This is a genomic window from Salinicola lusitanus (genome assembly GCF_003206045.1).
In the GTDB taxonomy this organism is placed as follows: domain Bacteria; phylum Pseudomonadota; class Gammaproteobacteria; order Pseudomonadales; family Halomonadaceae; genus Salinicola; species Salinicola lusitanus.
This window is the reverse complement of the sequence record NZ_PZJM01000004.1, coordinates 158172-174858: the sequence shown is the minus strand read 5'-3', so window position 1 is coordinate 174858 and position 16687 is coordinate 158172. Positions and strand designations below refer to the sequence as shown.

Here is a 16687-nt window from a genome sequence, read left to right as displayed (position 1 = left end):
ATGAGAGATCGCTTGCGTCTGACCGGGGCTAATCATAAAGTCTGACCGAGTCATGAAACGCTGTTCACCAGCGTCGACGATCCGTACACGCCGGTAGCCATTCGTCATCCGCATGGCAATTCGCCGATGAGGCCACGGAATGCCTGTCCGGACGCATTCAAGGGAGATTCACGATGAAGAAGAAGATCTGGCTCGTCATTCCGATGACGATTTCTCCGCTGCTGTTGGCGCCGACGGCGCAGGCGGCCAACGCCGACGGGCTCTATCTTGGCATCGGCGGTGGCTACGGTGAGGTGGCGAGCAGCGACAGCGAGATCGGCAAGTTTGCCGGGGCCAGCGGCGAAAGCTATCACGTCGACGATGATGACAGCGTCTACAAGGCATTCGTCGGCTACGAATACAACCCCTACTTCGCCACCGAGGCCTTCTACGCCGATCTGGGCAAGCCCAACCTGATCCGGGGTGGCAATGTCGTCGATCTCAAGAGCAAGGCCTACGGCTTGAGTCTGGTCGGCAAGCTGCCGGTCGGCGCTGGCTTCGAGCTGTTCGCCAAGGCGGGTATGGCACGTTGGGAAACGGAGGCCAGGGGCGAGCTCAGCGCCACGTCGGATCTCGATGACAATGACGGGATCGACCCGGTCTATGGTGCCGGCGTGCAGTACCGCTATCAGCACCTTCTGCTGCGCACCGAATACGAGCGCTACGATTTCGACAGCAATTTCAAGGTCGATACCTACACCGCCTCCGTGGGCTGGCAGTTCTAGACCCGCGGTTGACGATACCGTGTCCAGGCCGCCTCCGAGCGGCCTTTTTCGTTCATGGCCGGACGAACTTGCAAAGATGACCGTTTGACGACAACACTGAATGGCACACCTTGTCGCGACCATTCGTCATTGAGACCACTTTGGCCCAGGAAGGGGCACCGCCGACCACTCCATGCTAGCACCCAGATCACTGATACAAGACATCGCCCGGCAGATCCGCGCCCACCTGCGTTCGCTGATCGCCTTCCACCTGTTCTTCACGTTACTCGCCTCGGCGGTATGGGTGCCGCTGTCGGCCAACACGCTGTCTGGACTCCTCCGTCGCATCGGCCGCCCCGTGCTCAGCAACGGACAGATTCTGGATGTCGCCTTCTCGCCCTGGGGGCTGCTCTGGCTGCTGGTGGCGATCGGACTCAGCTTCCTGGTGATCTTCCTCCAGCAGGCGGGAATGATGCTCGTCGTCTCGAGCCAGGCCGGGAATCGTTATCGGGTGGCCATGGGTTCGCTGTGGCACGTGCTACGCCGTTTTCCGGCCTTGATGACCCTCACCCTGCTCCAGGTCGGAAGCCACCTTCTCCTGGCCGCCCCGTTCGCCATCGGCCTCTCCCACCTCTACAGCGCCATGCTCGGCGATATCGAGCCCTATATTCTGATCCACTTGAAGCCTCCCGAGCTGTGGGAGTTTCTCGCCGTGGCGACGCCGATCGTTGTGGTGCTGGTCCTACTCAGCGCCGCCCTCTATTTCCGCTGGTTCCTGGCACTGCCGGCGATGATGCTCGACGGGCTGAAGCCGATCGCCGCGTTGAAACGCAGCCGCGAACTGACCCAGGGGCGTCGCCTGCGGATGGCCCTGGCCGTCGTCGGCATGGCGCTGCTGGTGGCGGCCATCCCGGTTGTCTTCACCCTGGCCTTCAACACCCTGGGCGGGACGTTGCTCGGGTATCTGCCGGAGCGCAACAGCGTGCTGATTCCGGCGATGCTGACCTATCTGGCGCTGTATATCGTCACCACGATCGCCCTCACTTTCCTGGGCATCGCAGCCAACAGCCTGGTGGTGATCACGCTATACCACCGTGCCATCGGGCGGGCGCCAGTGTTTCGCCCCGCCGCGACGCCGCAGCGCTCCGGGGTGATCGCCTGGGGGGCAGAGATCCTGCTGCTGGTCTTTGCCCTGGGCCAGGCGGGCTGGATACTGCATGGGTTCGAGATCAACGACCACGTCACTATCACCGCCCATCGCGGCAGTTCTCTGGTGGCACCCGAGAACACCATGGCCTCGATGAACCAGGCCATCGCCGACGGTGCCGACTACATGGAACTGGACGTGCGCCTGAGCGGCGACGGGCAGGTCGTCGTCTCCCACGACAACAATCTGAGCCGATTGACCGGGGTCGACCGTAACATCAGCGACATGACACTGGCGGAGATCGAACAGGTCGATGTCGGCTCCTACTTCGGCGATGCCTTCGTCGGCGAGCGCATTCCCACGTTCCAGCAGGTCCTGGACAACGCGCGGGATCGCATCGGGCTCTACGTCGAGCTCAAGCCGGCGCCAGGCACCGCCGAGGAGCTGGCCCAGAAGGTCATCGCTCAGTTGAAGGCCAGCCAGATGACGGACCACGCCGTGATTGCCTCGCTGTCACCCGATGTCATCGAGGTGGTCAAGGGCCTGGACGGAGAGCTGCGGACCACCCTGTTTCTGCAGTTCGTCCTGCCCGGCGCGCTGCATACCACCGACGCCGACATCATCGGTCTGCGCCACACCCAGGCCACGCCGAGCCTGCTGAGGACCATTCACGATACCGGCCGAGGGGTGGCGGTATGGACCGTCAATGGTATCGGCGACATGTCGCGCTATCTCGACATGGGGGTCGACAATATCATCACCGATCGGCCCGATGCCCTCGCCAATATCCTGCAGGAAAGACGGGCCATGTCGGACGGCGAACTGCTGCTGGTGAAGCTGCGCAACTGGCTGCGTTCGTGACCCCTCCGGCGACAGCACGGTTGCCGACGTCTTGTCATCACGTCAAAACCAAAAAAGCCGGCGCGAGGGTATCGCGCCGACCCTTGGGCTGCTCAATGACGATCAGCCCAGCGTTTCACCCGCCAGCATGAACCAGGTCTCGAGCACGGCGTCCGGATTCAGCGAGACCGAATCGATCCCCTGTTCCATCAGCCACTTGGCAAGCTCCGGATGGTCGGAAGGTCCCTGGCCGCAGATGCCCACGTACTTCCCTTGGGCCTTGCAGGCCTGGATCGCCATCGACAGCAGCTTCTTGACCGCCGGGTCCCGCTCGTCGAACAGGTGGGCGATGATCGCGGAGTCGCGATCCAGACCCAGCGTCAACTGGGTCAGGTCGTTGGAACCGATGGAGAACCCATCGAAATGCTCCAGGAACTCGTCGGCCAGCAGCGCGTTGGAGGGGAGCTCGCACATCATGATGATCTTGAGCCCGTTGTCGCCGCGTTTGAGGCCGTTGGCCTCGAGCAGGTCGACCACCGCCTTGCCCTCGGCCGGCGTGCGCACGAACGGCACCATGATCTCGACGTTGTTGAGCCCCATCTCGTCGCGAACGCGCTTGAGCGCCCGGCACTCCAGCTCGAAGCAGGCGCGGAAGTCGTCGGAGATGTAGCGCGAGGCGCCGCGGAAGCCGAGCATCGGATTCTCTTCGCCCGGCTCGTAGAGCTTGCCGCCGATCAGGTTCTCGTATTCGTTGGACTTGAAGTCCGACAGCCGCACGATCACGCGCTTGGGATAGAACGCCGCCGCCAGGGTGGAGATGCCCTCGACCAGGCGATCGACGTAGAAGCTGACCGGGTCGTCGTAGCCGGCGGTGCGCAGGTCGATGGTCTGCTGCAGGTCGCTGGAGAGCTTGTCGTAATCCATTAGCGCCCGCGGATGCACGCCGATCATGCGGTTGATGATGAACTCCAGGCGCGCCAGGCCGATGCCTTCGTTGGGCAGCCCGGCAAAAGCGAAGGCGCGATCCGGGTTGCCCACGTTCATCATGATCTTGAACGGGATCTCCGGCATGGCGTCGACGCTGGTGGTCTGGCAGTCGAACTCTAGCTTGCCCTGGTAGACGTGCCCGGTGTCGCCCTCGGCGCAGGAGACCGTCACCTCGACGTCATCCTGGAGCAGCTCGGTGGCGTCGCCACAGCCAACCACGGCGGGAATCCCCAGTTCGCGGGCGATGATCGCCGCATGGCAGGTACGCCCCCCGCGATTGGTGACAATGGCGGACGCACGCTTCATGATCGGCTCCCAGTCGGGATCGGTCATGTCGGTCACCAGCACGTCGCCGGACTGTACCTTGTGCATCTCCTCCGGCGATGCCACCAGCTTGACCTTGCCCTGGCCGATCCGCTGGCCGATGGCGCGACCGTCGACCAGCACGCGGCTCTTGTTCTTGAGCGTGAAACGCTCCAGAGTGCCGCCCTCCTGGTTCGACACCACCGTCTCCGGCCGGGCCTGGACGATGTAGAGCTTGCCATCGTCGCCGTCGCGGGCCCATTCGATGTCCATCGGACGGCCGTAATGTTTCTCGATGGTCACGGCCTGGCGTGCCAGCTCCATCACATCGTCGTCGCTCAGACAGAAGCGCTGACGGTCGGCATGCGCGACATCGACCGTCTTGACCGAACGCCCGGCAGCGGCGTCATCGGTATAGACCATCTTGATCCGCTTGGAGCCCAGCGTCCGTCGCAGCACGGCGGGCCGGCCGGCAGCCAGCGTCGGCTTGTGAACGTAGAACTCGTCAGGATTGACCGCCCCCTGCACCACGGTCTCGCCCAGGCCCCAGGCGCCGGTCACGAACACCGCGTCGCGATAGCCGGACTCGGTGTCCAGCGTGAACATCACCCCAGCCGCCGCCGTCTCGGAGCGCACCATCTTCTGGACGCCTGCGGAGAGCGCCACGTTCTCATGCGGGTAGCCGCGATGCACGCGGTAGGAGATGGCGCGATCGTTGAACAGCGAGGCGAAGACCTCGTGGACGGCACGCTTGACGTTGTCGAAGCCGTCGATGTTGAGAAAGGTCTCCTGCTGCCCGGCGAAGGAGGCATCGGGAAGGTCCTCCGCGGTAGCCGATGAACGCACCGCCACCTTGAGGTTGGGATGGCGGGCCTGCAACGTCTGATAGGCATCACCCAGCGCATCCTCGAAGGCGGGGGGCAAGGGCGTATCGATCACCCACTGGCGGATCCTCTCGCCCACCTTGGCCAGCATCTCGGTATCGTCGACGTCCAGCTTGGAGAGCTCGGCATTGATGCGGTCGTTCAAGCCGTCATGGGCCAGGAACTCGCGATAGGCATGGGAGGTGGTGGCGAAACCGCCGGGCACGGTGACCCCGGCGTCCGCCAGATTGGAGATCATCTCCCCCAGCGAGGCGTTCTTGCCACCGACGCGCTCGACATCGGACATCCCCAACTGCTCGAAAGTGATAATGAATGGTTCCAAAGTCGTCTCCTGATCGTCCCGGCCGGCCACCGCTGATGAACCGTGGCACATGAAACGGCGCGCTCCGCTGCGCCTCGATGGGGCCAGAAGCTAACAGGCGACTTTCGGCTTAGCCAGAAGTTTAAGGGCGTAGAGTTTGGAGTATTTCTACAGGAATTCGCCCATTTCGCGCATTCCTGTAGTCCCGCGAGGCGAGGCGACTTCTCCACCGACGACGAGTTGCCCCGGCCGCGGATTTCGGCCGACAATGGGCGATCGACATCAACGGATCAATGCCATGCCCCGCACCGCGTTCTTCATCTCCGATGGCACCGGCATCACCGCGGAGACCCTCGGTCGCAGCCTGCTCTCACAGTTCGAGAACACGGATTTCATCCAGGTCACCAAGCCCTACATCGACACCCTCGACAAGGCCCGTTCGCTGGTCGGCATCATCGAGTCCACCGCCGAGCGCGACGGGATCCGTCCCATCGTCATCGACACCATCGTCGACCAGGCGATCCGCAGCATCGTCGCCGAGGCGCCGGCCTTCAAGGTCGACATCTTCTCCACCTTCCTCGCCCCGCTGGAAGAAGAGCTGGAGACCCACTCGACGTATACCGTCGGCCGCACCCACGCGATCGGCCGCGACGATGTCTACATGCATCGTATCGAGGCGGTCAATTTCGCCCTCGACAACGATGACGGCGCGCGAACGCATCAGTATCAGGAGGCAGACATCATCCTGATCGGCGTCTCCCGCTGCGGCAAGACGCCCACCTCGCTCTATCTGGCACTGCAGTTCGGCATCCGTGCCGCCAACTATCCGCTGACCGAGGACGACCTGGACGAGAACGGCATTCTCAACCTCCCGCCGTCACTGGCCAACCATCGCCACAAGCTGTTCGGCTTGACCATCGATGCCCGCCGGCTGTCGGCCATCCGCACCGAGCGTCGGCCAGACAGCCGTTACTGCTCGATGGACCAGTGCATGCAGGAGATCGGCCAGGCGGAAGCGCTCTATCGCCGCCACAACATTCCGTTCATCGACACCACGCGCTTCTCGATCGAAGAGATCTCGACGCGCATGATGAACGAAACCGGCCTGCAGAGACGTTTCAGCCCGCGCTAGGCGGGCTGAAACGAGACTCGGAGCATCAGCGGTCGGCTCACAACCCCTTGGGCGCGAAGATACCCGGCGCGTTACGCCAGTACCCCTTGTAATCCATGCCGAAGCCGAACACGTAGCGATCGACGACCTCCAGGCCGCAGTAGTCGGCCTTCAGATCCGGCGACGACTTGCGATCGTGTCGCTTGTCGACCAGCACCGCCGTCGAGATGCTTGCCGCGCCAGCCTGGCGGCAGTAATCGAGAATGGCCGCCAGCGTGGCGCCCTCGTCGAGAATGTCGTCGACGATCACGACATGGCGACCGGCCATGGGAATCTCCGGCGACACTCGCCAGAACAGCTCACCGCCGCGGATACCACCGCGATAGCGGGTGGCGTGCAGATAGTCGACTTCCAGGGGAAAACCGAGCCGCGTCAGCAGATGTCCGGTGGTGATCAGGCCGCCGTTCATGACGCAATAGAAGACCGGCAGCTTGTCGCCCAGCTGGTTCGTGATATCGGCCGCCATGCGGTCCAGCGCCTGTTCCACCTGCGCCTGGTCGATCAGGCAATCGGCGTTGTCCATCACTTCCTGCATCGAGCTCAGGGCGTCGATCGAGGGGGGTTGATTCATCGTCTACGGTTCACCATGGAAAGAGCGACGGCCAGGGTCATCACCGGCCGTCGCGGGAAAACAGAGGGTCTCTACCCGTCATTCGGACTCGTTGAGCGATTCGAGACGGACGTGGGTGCGCCGCCAGCGGGAGATCGCGGCGAGCGACGCCAGCGTGGGGCGGGCACGGGCGTAACGCAGTTTGGCGACACGCTGGGCCTGGCGCCCCTCACAGGCCGCGACGATCTCGCGTGCTGCTGCGGGAGCATTGCAGATGACGGCCATGTCGCAACCGGCCCCCCAGGCCGCTTCGGCCCGCTCGCTGGGTGACCCGGCGGCGTGCGCCGCCGCCATGGTCAGATCATCCGAGAAGATGGCGCCCTTGAAACCGAGCTCCTCGCGCAGCATCCCGAGCCAGCTGGGAGAGAACCCGGCGGGCCGATCGTCGAACGCGGAGTAGATGACGTGAGCCGGCATGATGCCATCCAGCTTGCTGGCGAGCCTGGCGAAAGGCACCAGGTCATGCTCGCGCAGCTCCGCCAGGGAGCGCGGATCCTCGGCAACCCCGAAATGAGAGTCCTGCCGCGCTCCCCCGTGGCCGGGAAAGTGCTTGCCGACAGCGACCATGCCCGCTTCGTGAAGCCCCTCGATGAAGGCGCCCGCCAGCACGGCGACCACCTCCGGATCCGGCGAGAAACTTCGCGACCCGATGGCGGGCGACTGGTCGTCGTCGAGATCGAGCACAGGCGCGAAACTCAGATCGAACCCGCAGGCGGCCATCTCCATGCCCAGCAGCCAGCCGGCGTCCTGGGTCAGGGTCAATGCCGACTCGGGGGACTCCGCGAAGTGGTGACCCAGTACCGCCATGGGCGGTATCTGCGTCACGCCCTCCTTCAAGCGCTGCACCCGACCACCTTCCTGGTCGATCGCAACCAGGATATCGGGGCGACACTCGCGAATCTGGCCGATCAACGCCTGGGTCGTGGCGACGTCCGGGGTGTTCCTGGCAAACAGCAAGACACCACCGACCTCCGCTCGCGAGATCAACTGGCGCTCTTCGTCACGTAACCGGGTGCCTTCGACATCCAGCATGACCGGGCCGAGAGGTTGAGTCATAGCTAACACCTGAGACCATTGAGCGCCCGATTCTAGACGACAGTGGGTTCCCATGACAGAGGCCGAGGGTGCCAGGAGTCATCCTCTCACTCGACAGCCGAACCGACCTTCTCGAGGGACGCAGGCAGCGGCGCCTGCATGCCGGCCACCACGACCGGACGAAGGTGGCGGATCAGCTCCCTGACCGACATGTGCTCCTGATACTCGCTGTCGGCGATATCCCTCAGCGCATCCAGTCCGGAAAGGGTGAAGATCACGGTGCCCAGCATGAAATGGAGCCGCCAGAATCGCTCGGCATCCGGCAGGTCCGGCGTCGCCAGTCGCAGGCAGCGGACGAAACGATGGAACGTCTCCCCGTAATGCTCCTGGATGTAGCGCCGCAGATGTCCCTGGGCCTGCGTATAGGCCAACCCCAGCAGCTTCATGAAGACCTTGAGGCTGTTGCGTTCGGCGGGCACCTCCAGAACGCTGGTGGCAAGCTGCTCCAGCAGTACCTCGAGTGGCACGCCCCCGTTCCGGTAGCGAGCCTCCAGCCCATCCAGTGCCAGATTCAGCCGCTCCGAGAAGGGATCGAGATAGCGGGCAAACACGGCCTGGATCAACGCTTTCTTCGACCCAAAATGATAATTCACCGCCGCCAGATTGACCTTGGCCCGGGTCGTGATGTTGCGCAGCGAGGTTTCAGCGAACCCCTTTTCGGCAAAAAGGACCTCCGCCGTATCGAGAATACGAGTAACGGTGTCGGGTCGGGCCATGTCATACCTCGTGCCTGAGAACAACGACTTAGAACGATTATGATTCTAATCATTCCCACACAAGCCACACAATCGAGCATTTCGTCGGACCTGGAGTTCCGGGTCTCCCAGTCCGGGCGTGAAAGACTTCCCTCATCGCCAACAACTGGATACAATTCCAGCCTGTATGCATGAACACGCCTGGCTGCGGATCGGACGCCACCCAATCCGATCCATGTCCAGCTGGATAACGCCTGGCGATCCAAGCAGGCCCCAAATCGCCTGATTGACCCTCAAGGCCCGGGAGAGACCGATGGCGCGACCGCTCACCGCACGACAGCAGAACGTCTATGATTTCATCGTCAAGACGATGGGCGAATTCGGCTACCCGCCGACACGAGCCGAAATCGCCCGCGCGCTGGGGTTCCGCTCCCCCAACGCCGCCGAGGAGCACCTGCGCGCGCTGGACCGCAAGGGCGTCATCCGCATGATACCCGGCACCTCCCGCGGGATCCGACTGCCCACCAGTGGGCAGGAAGCCGAGCCCGCCGAAGCCGCTGTCGAGGGCTTGCCGGTGATCGGCAGTGTCGCTGCGGGCAGCCCGATTCTGGCCACCGAACACATCGACCGATACTGCCCCCTCCCGGCCGACTATTTTACGCCCAGCGCCGACTACCTGCTCCGGGTTCGCGGACTGTCGATGAAGGACGCCGGAATCTTCGACGGCGACCTGCTCGCCGTTCACCGCACCCAGGAGATTCGCAACGGCCAGATCGTCGTGGCAAGGCTGGAAGACGACGTCACCGTCAAGCGCTTCCAGCGCCAGGGTAGCCGGGTCACGCTCATCGCCGAGAATGCGGACTTCGAGCCCATCATGATCGATCTGAAGCATCAGCACCTGGAGATCGAGGGACTCGGCGTTGGCGTCATTCGCGGTGGCAACGGCACCGGCCTTCACTGAGGCTATCGCCCGGCGCCATGCGCAAGATTCTGCACGCCGACTGCGACTGCTTCTACGCGGCCGTGGAGATGCGCGACGATCCGTCGCTCGCGAATACGCCGCTGGCGATCGGCGGAAGTGCCGAGCGACGGGGGGTGATCGCTACCTGCAACTACCCGGCGCGGCAATTCGGCGTGCACTCCGCCATGCCCACGGCGCGAGCGCTGCGTCTGTGTCCCGAGTTGAAGCTGCTGCCGCCCGACTTCAACAAGTATCGGGAAGTATCGCAGCAGATCCAGGCGATCTTTCACGAACTGACACCGTTGGTCGAGCCACTCTCTCTCGATGAAGCCTACCTCGACGTGACCGAAGTCACCCGATTCCGGGGCAGCGCCACCTGGATGGCTCGCTGGCTCAAGGACGAAGCCTTGGCGAGAACGGGCATCGTCATCTCGGTCGGCGTCGCCCCCAACAAGTTCCTTGCCAAGATCGCCAGCGACTGGGACAAACCCGACGGCCTGTTTGTGATCCCGCCGACGGAGATGGAGTCGTTCATTACCGACTTGCCGGTCAGGAAACTCCATGGCGTCGGGCCGGCGACGGCAACCAAGCTCGATACCCTGGGGATCGCCAGTTGTGCCGATCTCCGGGCCCAGTCGATGGACAAGCTGCTGGATCAGTTCGGCAAGTTCGGACGCCGTCTGCACGAATTGGCGCACGGCATCGACGACCGTCCGGTCAATGTCTCGCGTGAACGCAAATCCGTCAGCGTCGAGACCACCTATGACCGCGACCTGCCCCACCTGAGTGACTGTCACGGGGCGCTCGAGCCCCTGATCGAGAAACTCCACGATCGCGTCGCCCGCCATGGCGATCCCGCCATTGCCAAGCAGTTCGTCAAGGTACGCTTCGACGACTTCTCCAGCACCACGCAGGAAACGGGGGCTCGCGGCATCATCGACGCGCGCTTCCATGAGCTGCTGGAGAGCGCATGGCGACGAGGTGAGCGCCCGGTCAGGCTGCTGGGTGTCGGCGTGCGGCTGGTGCCGGAGCAGGAGCAGCGCCAGCTGGGCCTGTTCGACGGCGACCAACCGGCGACGCCTTGAACATCAGGTGGCGCGGATCAGGAGAACACCACCGTCTTGTTGCCGTGAATGAGCACGCGATCCTGTAGATGCCAGCGCAATCCACGCGCGAGCACGGCCTTTTCCACATCGCGCCCCAGCCGCACCAGGTCCTGAGGTGTATGGCAATGCGACACGCGCTGGATGTCCTGTTCGATGATCGGCCCCGCGTCGAGCTCCTCGGTGACGTAGTGGCAGCTGGCACCGATCAGCTTGACGCCACGCTCGAAGGCTTGGTGGTAAGGCTTGGCCCCGGCGAACGACGGCAGGAAGCTGTGGTGGATATTGATGACTCGCCCGGCGTACCGCTGGCAGAGATCGGGTGGCAGAATCTGCATGTATCGCGCCAGTACCACGCTGTCGGCTTCGGCCGCCGCTATCAGACGCTCGGCCTGGGCAAAGGCCGACGCCTTGTCGCCGGGCTCCACCGGAACGTGATGGAACGGAATCCCGTACCAGGCGACCATGGCGCGCAGATCATCATGGTTGGAGATCACGCACGGGATGTCGCACTCGAGCTCTCCGGCCGACCAGCGATAGAGCAGATCGGCCAGACAGTGCGACTCCTTGGAAACCATGATCACCAGCCGCTGGCGTCGGTCGGAGTCGCTGAGGCGCCAGCTCATCTCGAACTCTTCGGCGATGGGCGCGAAGGCGATTCGAAACTCCTGGGCGCTCAGCGCATTGGCCTGAATGTCGTAGCGCATGAAAAAGCGCCCGGTAGCCAGGTCGGAATGCTGGTTGGCTTCGATGATCGAGCCTTCCTGGGAGGCGATGAAGCCCGACACCCGCGAGACGATACCGACGCGGTCGGGACAGGAAACGATGAGACGATAGTTGTGCGACATAACTCTGAGGACACTCTGTTAACGCATAAGCGCTTTAGGAAAGAGCTCGGGGTGTAAAAGCGCTCAAACCGACCATTCGGCCCGGTTGCAAAACCGAACCCGGCGCGGCGGCATCACCTCTGCAGCAACGACACATCGATGACCCGCCGCCCTGGCGACCCGCACGAGGAGCCGCCGACGGCAACACCAGCCCCGATGCCAGGTGGCGCCGCTTCCCGACGAACGGCGCATTGTACCCTACTCGTCAGCGTCGACCAGCGTCTGTGCCCGTTTGAGCGGGTCGAGACGCATGACTTATAGTGGAACGAGATTTCCTCCTTCAAGGATGACGATGTTCCGTCCGCGCGCACAGATCCGCCCCCGTACTTATCCGCCGCTGCTATTCCATCCCCTGGGGGGATGCGGTGAAATCGGCATGAATCTGTCGCTCTATGGCTATGACGGCCACTGGATTGCCGTGGATTGCGGCATGACGATTCGCCAGGACCTCCCCGATCAGCCCCTGCAGATTCCCGATGTCGACCATCTGGCGGCGAATGCGATGGTCCCCTCCGCGGTGTTCATCACCCATGGTCATGAGGATCATCTCGGCGCCCTGGCCTGGATATGGCCTCGCTGGAACTGCCCGGTCTACGCCACGCCTCTGGCCATCGAGATGTTGCGGGCCAAATTCTCGGAGCAGGGCCTGAGAGTCGATGCACTGAAGCCCATCCAGCCCGGCGCTCGGGTGGCTGCCGGCCCTTTCGGCGTGACCTTCCTGCCAGTGACCCACTCGATCCCGGAGAGCTGCGCCCTCTCCATCATCACGCCGCGCCACAAGGTGCTGCATACCGGTGACTGGAAACTGGATGAACGCCCGCTCATCGGTGCGCCATTCTCCGCCGCCCAGTTCCAGGCGCTGGCACCGGTGGACCTCGTCGTGGCCGACTCGACCAATGCCGACGTCGAGGGGCACTCCCGAAGTGAAGCGGAAGCGGCCGAGGCGCTGGAGTCGGTCATCCGGGAGTGCCGGGGACGCGTCGTGGTCAGCTGTTTCGCCAGCAATATCGCTCGCATCAAGGCGCTGGGCGCGATTGCCGAGCGCACCAACCGTCGCGTGGCGCTGCTGGGACGCTCGATGGAACGCATGGTTTCCATCGCCACCCAACTGGGCTATCTCGACGATTTCCCACCACGGGTCCCGGCGAATGACCTGGGTTACCTTTATCCCGAGGAGGTTCTCATCATCGCCACCGGGAGCCAGGGCGAACCTCGCTCCGCACTGTCTCGCCTGTCCCAGGGACGACACCCGGCTCTCGATCTGCTGGCCGACGACGATGTCATCTTCTCGGCTCGCGCCATCCCCGGTAACGAGCGCCCCATCGCGCGTCTCAAGGCCGGCTTCAAGCGTCTTGGCGTCAATGTCCATGACGAGCACACCGATCCCGCGCTTCACGCCTCGGGGCATCCGGCTCGTGAAGAGCTGCGCCAGCTCTACCGGTGGCTTAGACCGAAAATGCTGTTACCGGTCCATGGAGAGGCTTCCCACCAACAAGCGCACCGCGAGTTGGCTTCGACCATGGACATTCATGTTCCTCAACTGGCCAAGAATGGTGTCGTGCTATCTCTGGATGCAGAGACCCTGGTCCCCAGCGGCACCCACCATCTCAGACCTCGGTTGATTGCCTCAAGAATGCGCCCCGGGGAGCGCACCAATCCGGTGTCGGCCCGGCGCCATGACAAGTCACTGTCGATTGCGTTGAATGTCCTGCCGACGGCCACCGGATGGACCCGCATCGGGCAGATGATATGGGACAGCGAGATATCCCTTCCGCTGGATGAAGATGCGCTGGCCGACTGGCTGGATGAGCGCATAGACGCGATCACGGCGGAGACGCTGCTCCAGCTCCGCCAGCAACTCTTCGGCCCATTGCGAGAGTGGCTCCACGAACGCCTGCCTGTCTCGCTGGAGATCCATCTACAACTGATGCCCGCCGATCCGCAGCCGGAGTATGAAGTGCGCACGGCCCCCTAGTGCAATGGCGGCCGGTCGAGGAGAAAGACGCGTCGCAAATGCGTCGATTTCCCCGAGTCACGACACGCTTCGCGAAGCACAAGACGAGGGAGCCAGAAACGAAAAAGCGCGTCCTGCCATTTGGCAGACGCGCTTTTCAGGGAGTACCCGGGCGGAATGAATCCAGGTAGAGCCGTCCGGAGACCTTGACCTTGTCTCAGTTCTTGCTGGCGTTCTTGGGCGGCCGACCGCGACGCTTGCGGGGCTGCTCGCCAACCAGATCGTCCATCGACAGTCCGGCGTTGTTCATCGCCTCTCGAATCTCGGCCAACTTCTTCTGCTTGTCGGCTTCCTCTTTCTGGCGCTCATGATCTTCCTGCTGCTTCTGCTCGATCACTTCCCCGATGACTTCCGACAGTTTGTGCAGTTGCTCCATGCTCAACTGACGCGCGGCGGCACGAGCCACATTCTTATTGCGAGCGATGCGTTCCAATGACTCGGTGGACATCGTCCTCTCCTTGCTGGATTCCAATACGGCATTACACCGGTTGTTTTGATGAAAGTATATTCTCACCCCCCTTGTTGGCAAGAAATTAAATCAAAAAGGCACGCATAATTTACGTGCCTTTATTCCCACAAATGACCCAAGGACCGATGCGAAAGCGTGTTAACCGCCCGTCATATTCATGAAGCGAACGACCTGTACATCGCCATCCGTGGAGAAATGATGCCGCTCCGGCTTCAAATCCATGGCCGCTACAATCTGCTCCTTGAGCGGCTGTAGTTGACCTGGATAGCGCCGCAGGGTTTCGCGTAGATCCACGGAATGCTCGTTTCCCAGACACAGTAACAATCGGCCTTCGACGGTGACACGAACCCGGTTACAGGTACTGCAGAAGTTGTGGCTATGGGGCGATATGAAGCCGACTCGACAATCGCTGTCGGCCATGCGGAAATAGCGTGAAGGACCCAGCGTCGTCTCGGGTGATGGCATGAGGGAATACCGGGATTCGATTCGCGCCTGAACCTCATCGCTCGAATAGAAAGTTTCTCCCCGCGAGTGATCCGACACATCGCCTAACGGCATCTCCTCGATAAAGCTGATATCCAGCTTTTCATCCCGGGCGAACGCCACCAAGTCGAGGACTTCGTCGTCGTTACGGCCACGCAGCACCACCGCGTTGAGCTTGATTTTGTCGAAGCCGGCGTCCTGAGCCGCGTGAATCCCGTCGATGACCTTTTCCAGATCTCCGGTTCGCGTCAGTCGCTTGAATCTTTCGGGATCGAGGGAATCCAGGCTGACGTTCAGGCGGGTCATGCCCCCGCCATGAAGTGCCTGGGCGTGGCGGCGCAGTCCGGCGCCGTTGGTCGTCATGGCGAAATCCTTCAGTCCCGGCAAGCTGCCGATCTGGGCTACCAGCTCGTCGATGCCTTTTCGCACCAACGGTTCGCCCCCGGTCAACCGGACCTTCTCCACCCCGAGTTCGGTGAAGGCACGCGCTACCTGATAGAGCTCCTCCAGCGACAGCACTTGGTCACGGGGCAGGAACGTCATCTCTTCGCTCATGCAGTAGACGCATCGAAAATCGCACCGATCCGTTACCGAGATTCGGACATAACGGACGGGACGTGAAAACTTGTCGATCAAATCGGTCATGAGAGCTCCCAGCGATCCGCGGCCTCGTGATCGCTTTGCCGCTCGGACACCCAGTAAGAGCCACTGTCGGTGTGCTCTTTTTTCCAGAAAGGGGCCCGAGTTTTCAAATAATCCATGATGAAATCACACGCTTCGAAGGCGGCGCGACGATGCGGACTGGCCGTCATGACCAGCACGATGGCGTCCCCGGGTTGGAGACATCCGACGCGATGAATGATGGTGACAGCCTGAAGCGTCCAGCGCTCCCCGGCCTCGAGTGCGATTTCATGGAGCGAATTTTCCGTCATGCCAGGGAAGTGTTCCAGCGTCAGGGCAGTGACGCCGGGTCTCTCGTTGGTGTCCCTGACTCGACCCGTGAAACTGACGACGGCACCGATATCGAGACGCCCCGCCGTCAACCGACGCTGCTCCGCTTCGGTGTCGAATGTCGCCTTCTGCACGCTGATCGCAATCTTCATGGCGAACTCTCCAGCCTCAGCCACCGGTGACCGGCGGGAAGAAAGCGATCTCGTCTCCCGGGGAGATGGCGGTTCCGTCCTGACTCATGGCTTCGTTGCGAGCGCAAAGAACGCGCTGGCCCAGCAGGGCCTTGAACTTGCCGTCCCGCTCGATCAGCGCCAGCTTGACGCCGGCGATATCGGCCGAGGGGAGCTGCTCCCACGCCAACGTGTACTCGGCGGTCTCGAAACGCTCTCTGAGCTCTGCCAGGAACTGCACCTTCAATGTTTTGGCTGGCGAGATGGCGTCCTTCTCCCCGGTCGCTGCCGGCGACGTTTCGGATGCAGCCTGTCGCGACCACTCTCCCGAGCGGCCGCCGCGCTTCTGCTCGAGGCGGACTCCATCGATGATCATCCCCCTGTCGACTGCCTTGCACATGTCATAGAGCGTCAGGCAGGCCACGGAAACCGCCGTCAGCGCCTCCATCTCCACGCCGGTGCGCCCATTGAGGCGGCAGAATGCCTCGACATGCACGCAGTTTTCCTCAGTGTCCAGGGTGAACTCGAGGCTGACTTTGGACAGGGCCAACGCGTGGCAAAGCGGAATCAACTCGTGGGTCCGCTTCGCCGCCTGAATGCCGGCGATTCTCGCCGTGGCCAGCACGTCGCCCTTGGGCAGATCGCCGTCGGCCAGCAGCGCCAGGGTCGAAGCCTGCATGCGAACCGCGCCTCGGGCTCGGGCCTCACGCCGCGTCTCCTGCTTGTCGGCAACATCGACCATGTGGGCTTCGCCACGCGCATTGAGATGCGTGAGTGTCATGCTGAACTCGCCTCGTTTTTCCATCATTGAATCGGATATCAAGTGTAGCGTGATCGCCGCCACGGTGCCTGCCGCAACGCCGACACCGGATA

Annotated in this window: 15 protein-coding genes; 6 read left to right on the top strand and 9 right to left on the bottom strand. The window is 62.7% G+C overall.

All coding sequences use genetic code 11. The annotated features are described in order from the left end of the window. Positions 1-173 precede the first annotated feature (173 nt). Positions 174-764 carry an outer membrane beta-barrel protein gene (locus DOM45_RS08050; RefSeq protein ID WP_205909423.1) on the top strand — a complete coding sequence of 197 codons (591 nt, stop codon included), beginning with the start codon at positions 174-176 and terminating at the stop codon, positions 762-764. Between the two features lie 172 nt (positions 765-936). Next, positions 937-2751 (top strand): glycerophosphodiester phosphodiesterase, encoded by a 1815-nt coding sequence (locus tag DOM45_RS08045; protein WP_110599325.1) that lies wholly within the window; start codon positions 937-939, stop codon positions 2749-2751. Positions 2752-2853: 102 nt separating this feature from the next. On the opposite strand, the gene ppsA is transcribed toward DOM45_RS08045, so the two are convergent. Continuing rightward, entirely contained in the window at positions 2854-5226 is a 2373-nt protein-coding gene (gene ppsA / locus DOM45_RS08040; RefSeq protein ID WP_110599323.1) for a phosphoenolpyruvate synthase, read from the bottom strand. A gap of 277 nt (positions 5227-5503) precedes the next feature. On the opposite strand from ppsA, the gene ppsR reads away from it, so the two are divergent. Next, positions 5504-6337: a posphoenolpyruvate synthetase regulatory kinase/phosphorylase PpsR gene (gene ppsR, locus DOM45_RS08035; protein ID WP_110600397.1), complete on the top strand. Its 834-nt coding sequence runs from the start codon at positions 5504-5506 to the stop codon at positions 6335-6337. A gap of 37 nt (positions 6338-6374) precedes the next feature. Here the strand turns inward: ppsR and DOM45_RS08030 are convergent, their stop codons facing one another. The 3 genes from DOM45_RS08030 to DOM45_RS08020 form a co-directional block, all read right to left on the bottom strand. Then, positions 6375-6947, bottom strand: a complete 573-nt coding sequence (locus tag DOM45_RS08030) for a hypoxanthine-guanine phosphoribosyltransferase (protein ID WP_110599321.1) — start codon at positions 6945-6947, stop codon at positions 6375-6377. 78 nt (positions 6948-7025) lie between these two features. After that, positions 7026-8042, bottom strand: coding sequence for a beta-N-acetylhexosaminidase (nagZ, locus tag DOM45_RS08025; RefSeq protein WP_110599319.1), 1017 nt, complete (start codon positions 8040-8042; stop codon positions 7026-7028). Positions 8043-8128: 86 nt separating this feature from the next. Next, complete coding sequence (locus DOM45_RS08020) at positions 8129-8797, bottom strand: TetR/AcrR family transcriptional regulator (protein ID WP_110599317.1); 669 nt, start codon at positions 8795-8797, stop codon at positions 8129-8131. A 292-nt stretch (positions 8798-9089) separates the two neighbouring features. Here DOM45_RS08020 and lexA point away from each other — a divergent pair, with 292 nt between their 5' ends. Then, positions 9090-9737 carry a transcriptional repressor LexA gene (gene lexA, locus DOM45_RS08015; protein WP_110599315.1) on the top strand — a complete coding sequence of 216 codons (648 nt, stop codon included), beginning with the start codon at positions 9090-9092 and terminating at the stop codon, positions 9735-9737. 17 nt (positions 9738-9754) lie between these two features. After that, positions 9755-10822 (top strand): DNA polymerase IV, encoded by a 1068-nt coding sequence (dinB, locus tag DOM45_RS08010; RefSeq protein ID WP_110599313.1) that lies wholly within the window; start codon positions 9755-9757, stop codon positions 10820-10822. Positions 10823-10839: 17 nt separating this feature from the next. On the opposite strand, the gene purU is transcribed toward dinB, so the two are convergent. Further along, on the bottom strand, positions 10840-11688 hold the full coding sequence (purU, locus tag DOM45_RS08005; RefSeq protein ID WP_110599311.1) for a formyltetrahydrofolate deformylase: 849 nt from the start codon (positions 11686-11688) through the stop codon (positions 10840-10842). Positions 11689-12019: 331 nt separating this feature from the next. On the opposite strand from purU, the gene DOM45_RS08000 reads away from it, so the two are divergent. Beyond that, a complete protein-coding gene (locus DOM45_RS08000; RefSeq protein WP_240612325.1) occupies positions 12020-13702 on the top strand; it encodes a ribonuclease J in 1683 nt (560 codons plus the stop codon). Positions 13703-13898: 196 nt separating this feature from the next. On the opposite strand, the gene DOM45_RS07995 is transcribed toward DOM45_RS08000, so the two are convergent. The 4 genes from DOM45_RS07995 to moaC form a co-directional block, all read right to left on the bottom strand. Then, on the bottom strand, positions 13899-14189 hold the full coding sequence (locus DOM45_RS07995) for an H-NS family histone-like protein (protein ID WP_110599309.1): 291 nt from the start codon (positions 14187-14189) through the stop codon (positions 13899-13901). A 159-nt stretch (positions 14190-14348) separates the two neighbouring features. After that, the gene (moaA, locus tag DOM45_RS07990) at positions 14349-15338 is read right to left on the bottom strand and encodes a GTP 3',8-cyclase MoaA (protein WP_110599307.1); all 990 of its coding nucleotides are present in this window, start codon (positions 15336-15338) and stop codon (positions 14349-14351) included. Further along, the gene (gene moaE / locus DOM45_RS07985; RefSeq protein WP_110599305.1) at positions 15335-15796 is read right to left on the bottom strand and encodes a molybdopterin synthase catalytic subunit MoaE; all 462 of its coding nucleotides are present in this window, start codon (positions 15794-15796) and stop codon (positions 15335-15337) included. Before moaE ends, moaA begins: the two co-directional genes overlap by 4 nt. Before the next feature lie 16 nt (positions 15797-15812). Next, positions 15813-16595, bottom strand: a complete 783-nt coding sequence (moaC, locus tag DOM45_RS07980) for a cyclic pyranopterin monophosphate synthase MoaC (RefSeq protein ID WP_110599303.1) — start codon at positions 16593-16595, stop codon at positions 15813-15815. Positions 16596-16687 lie beyond the last annotated feature (92 nt).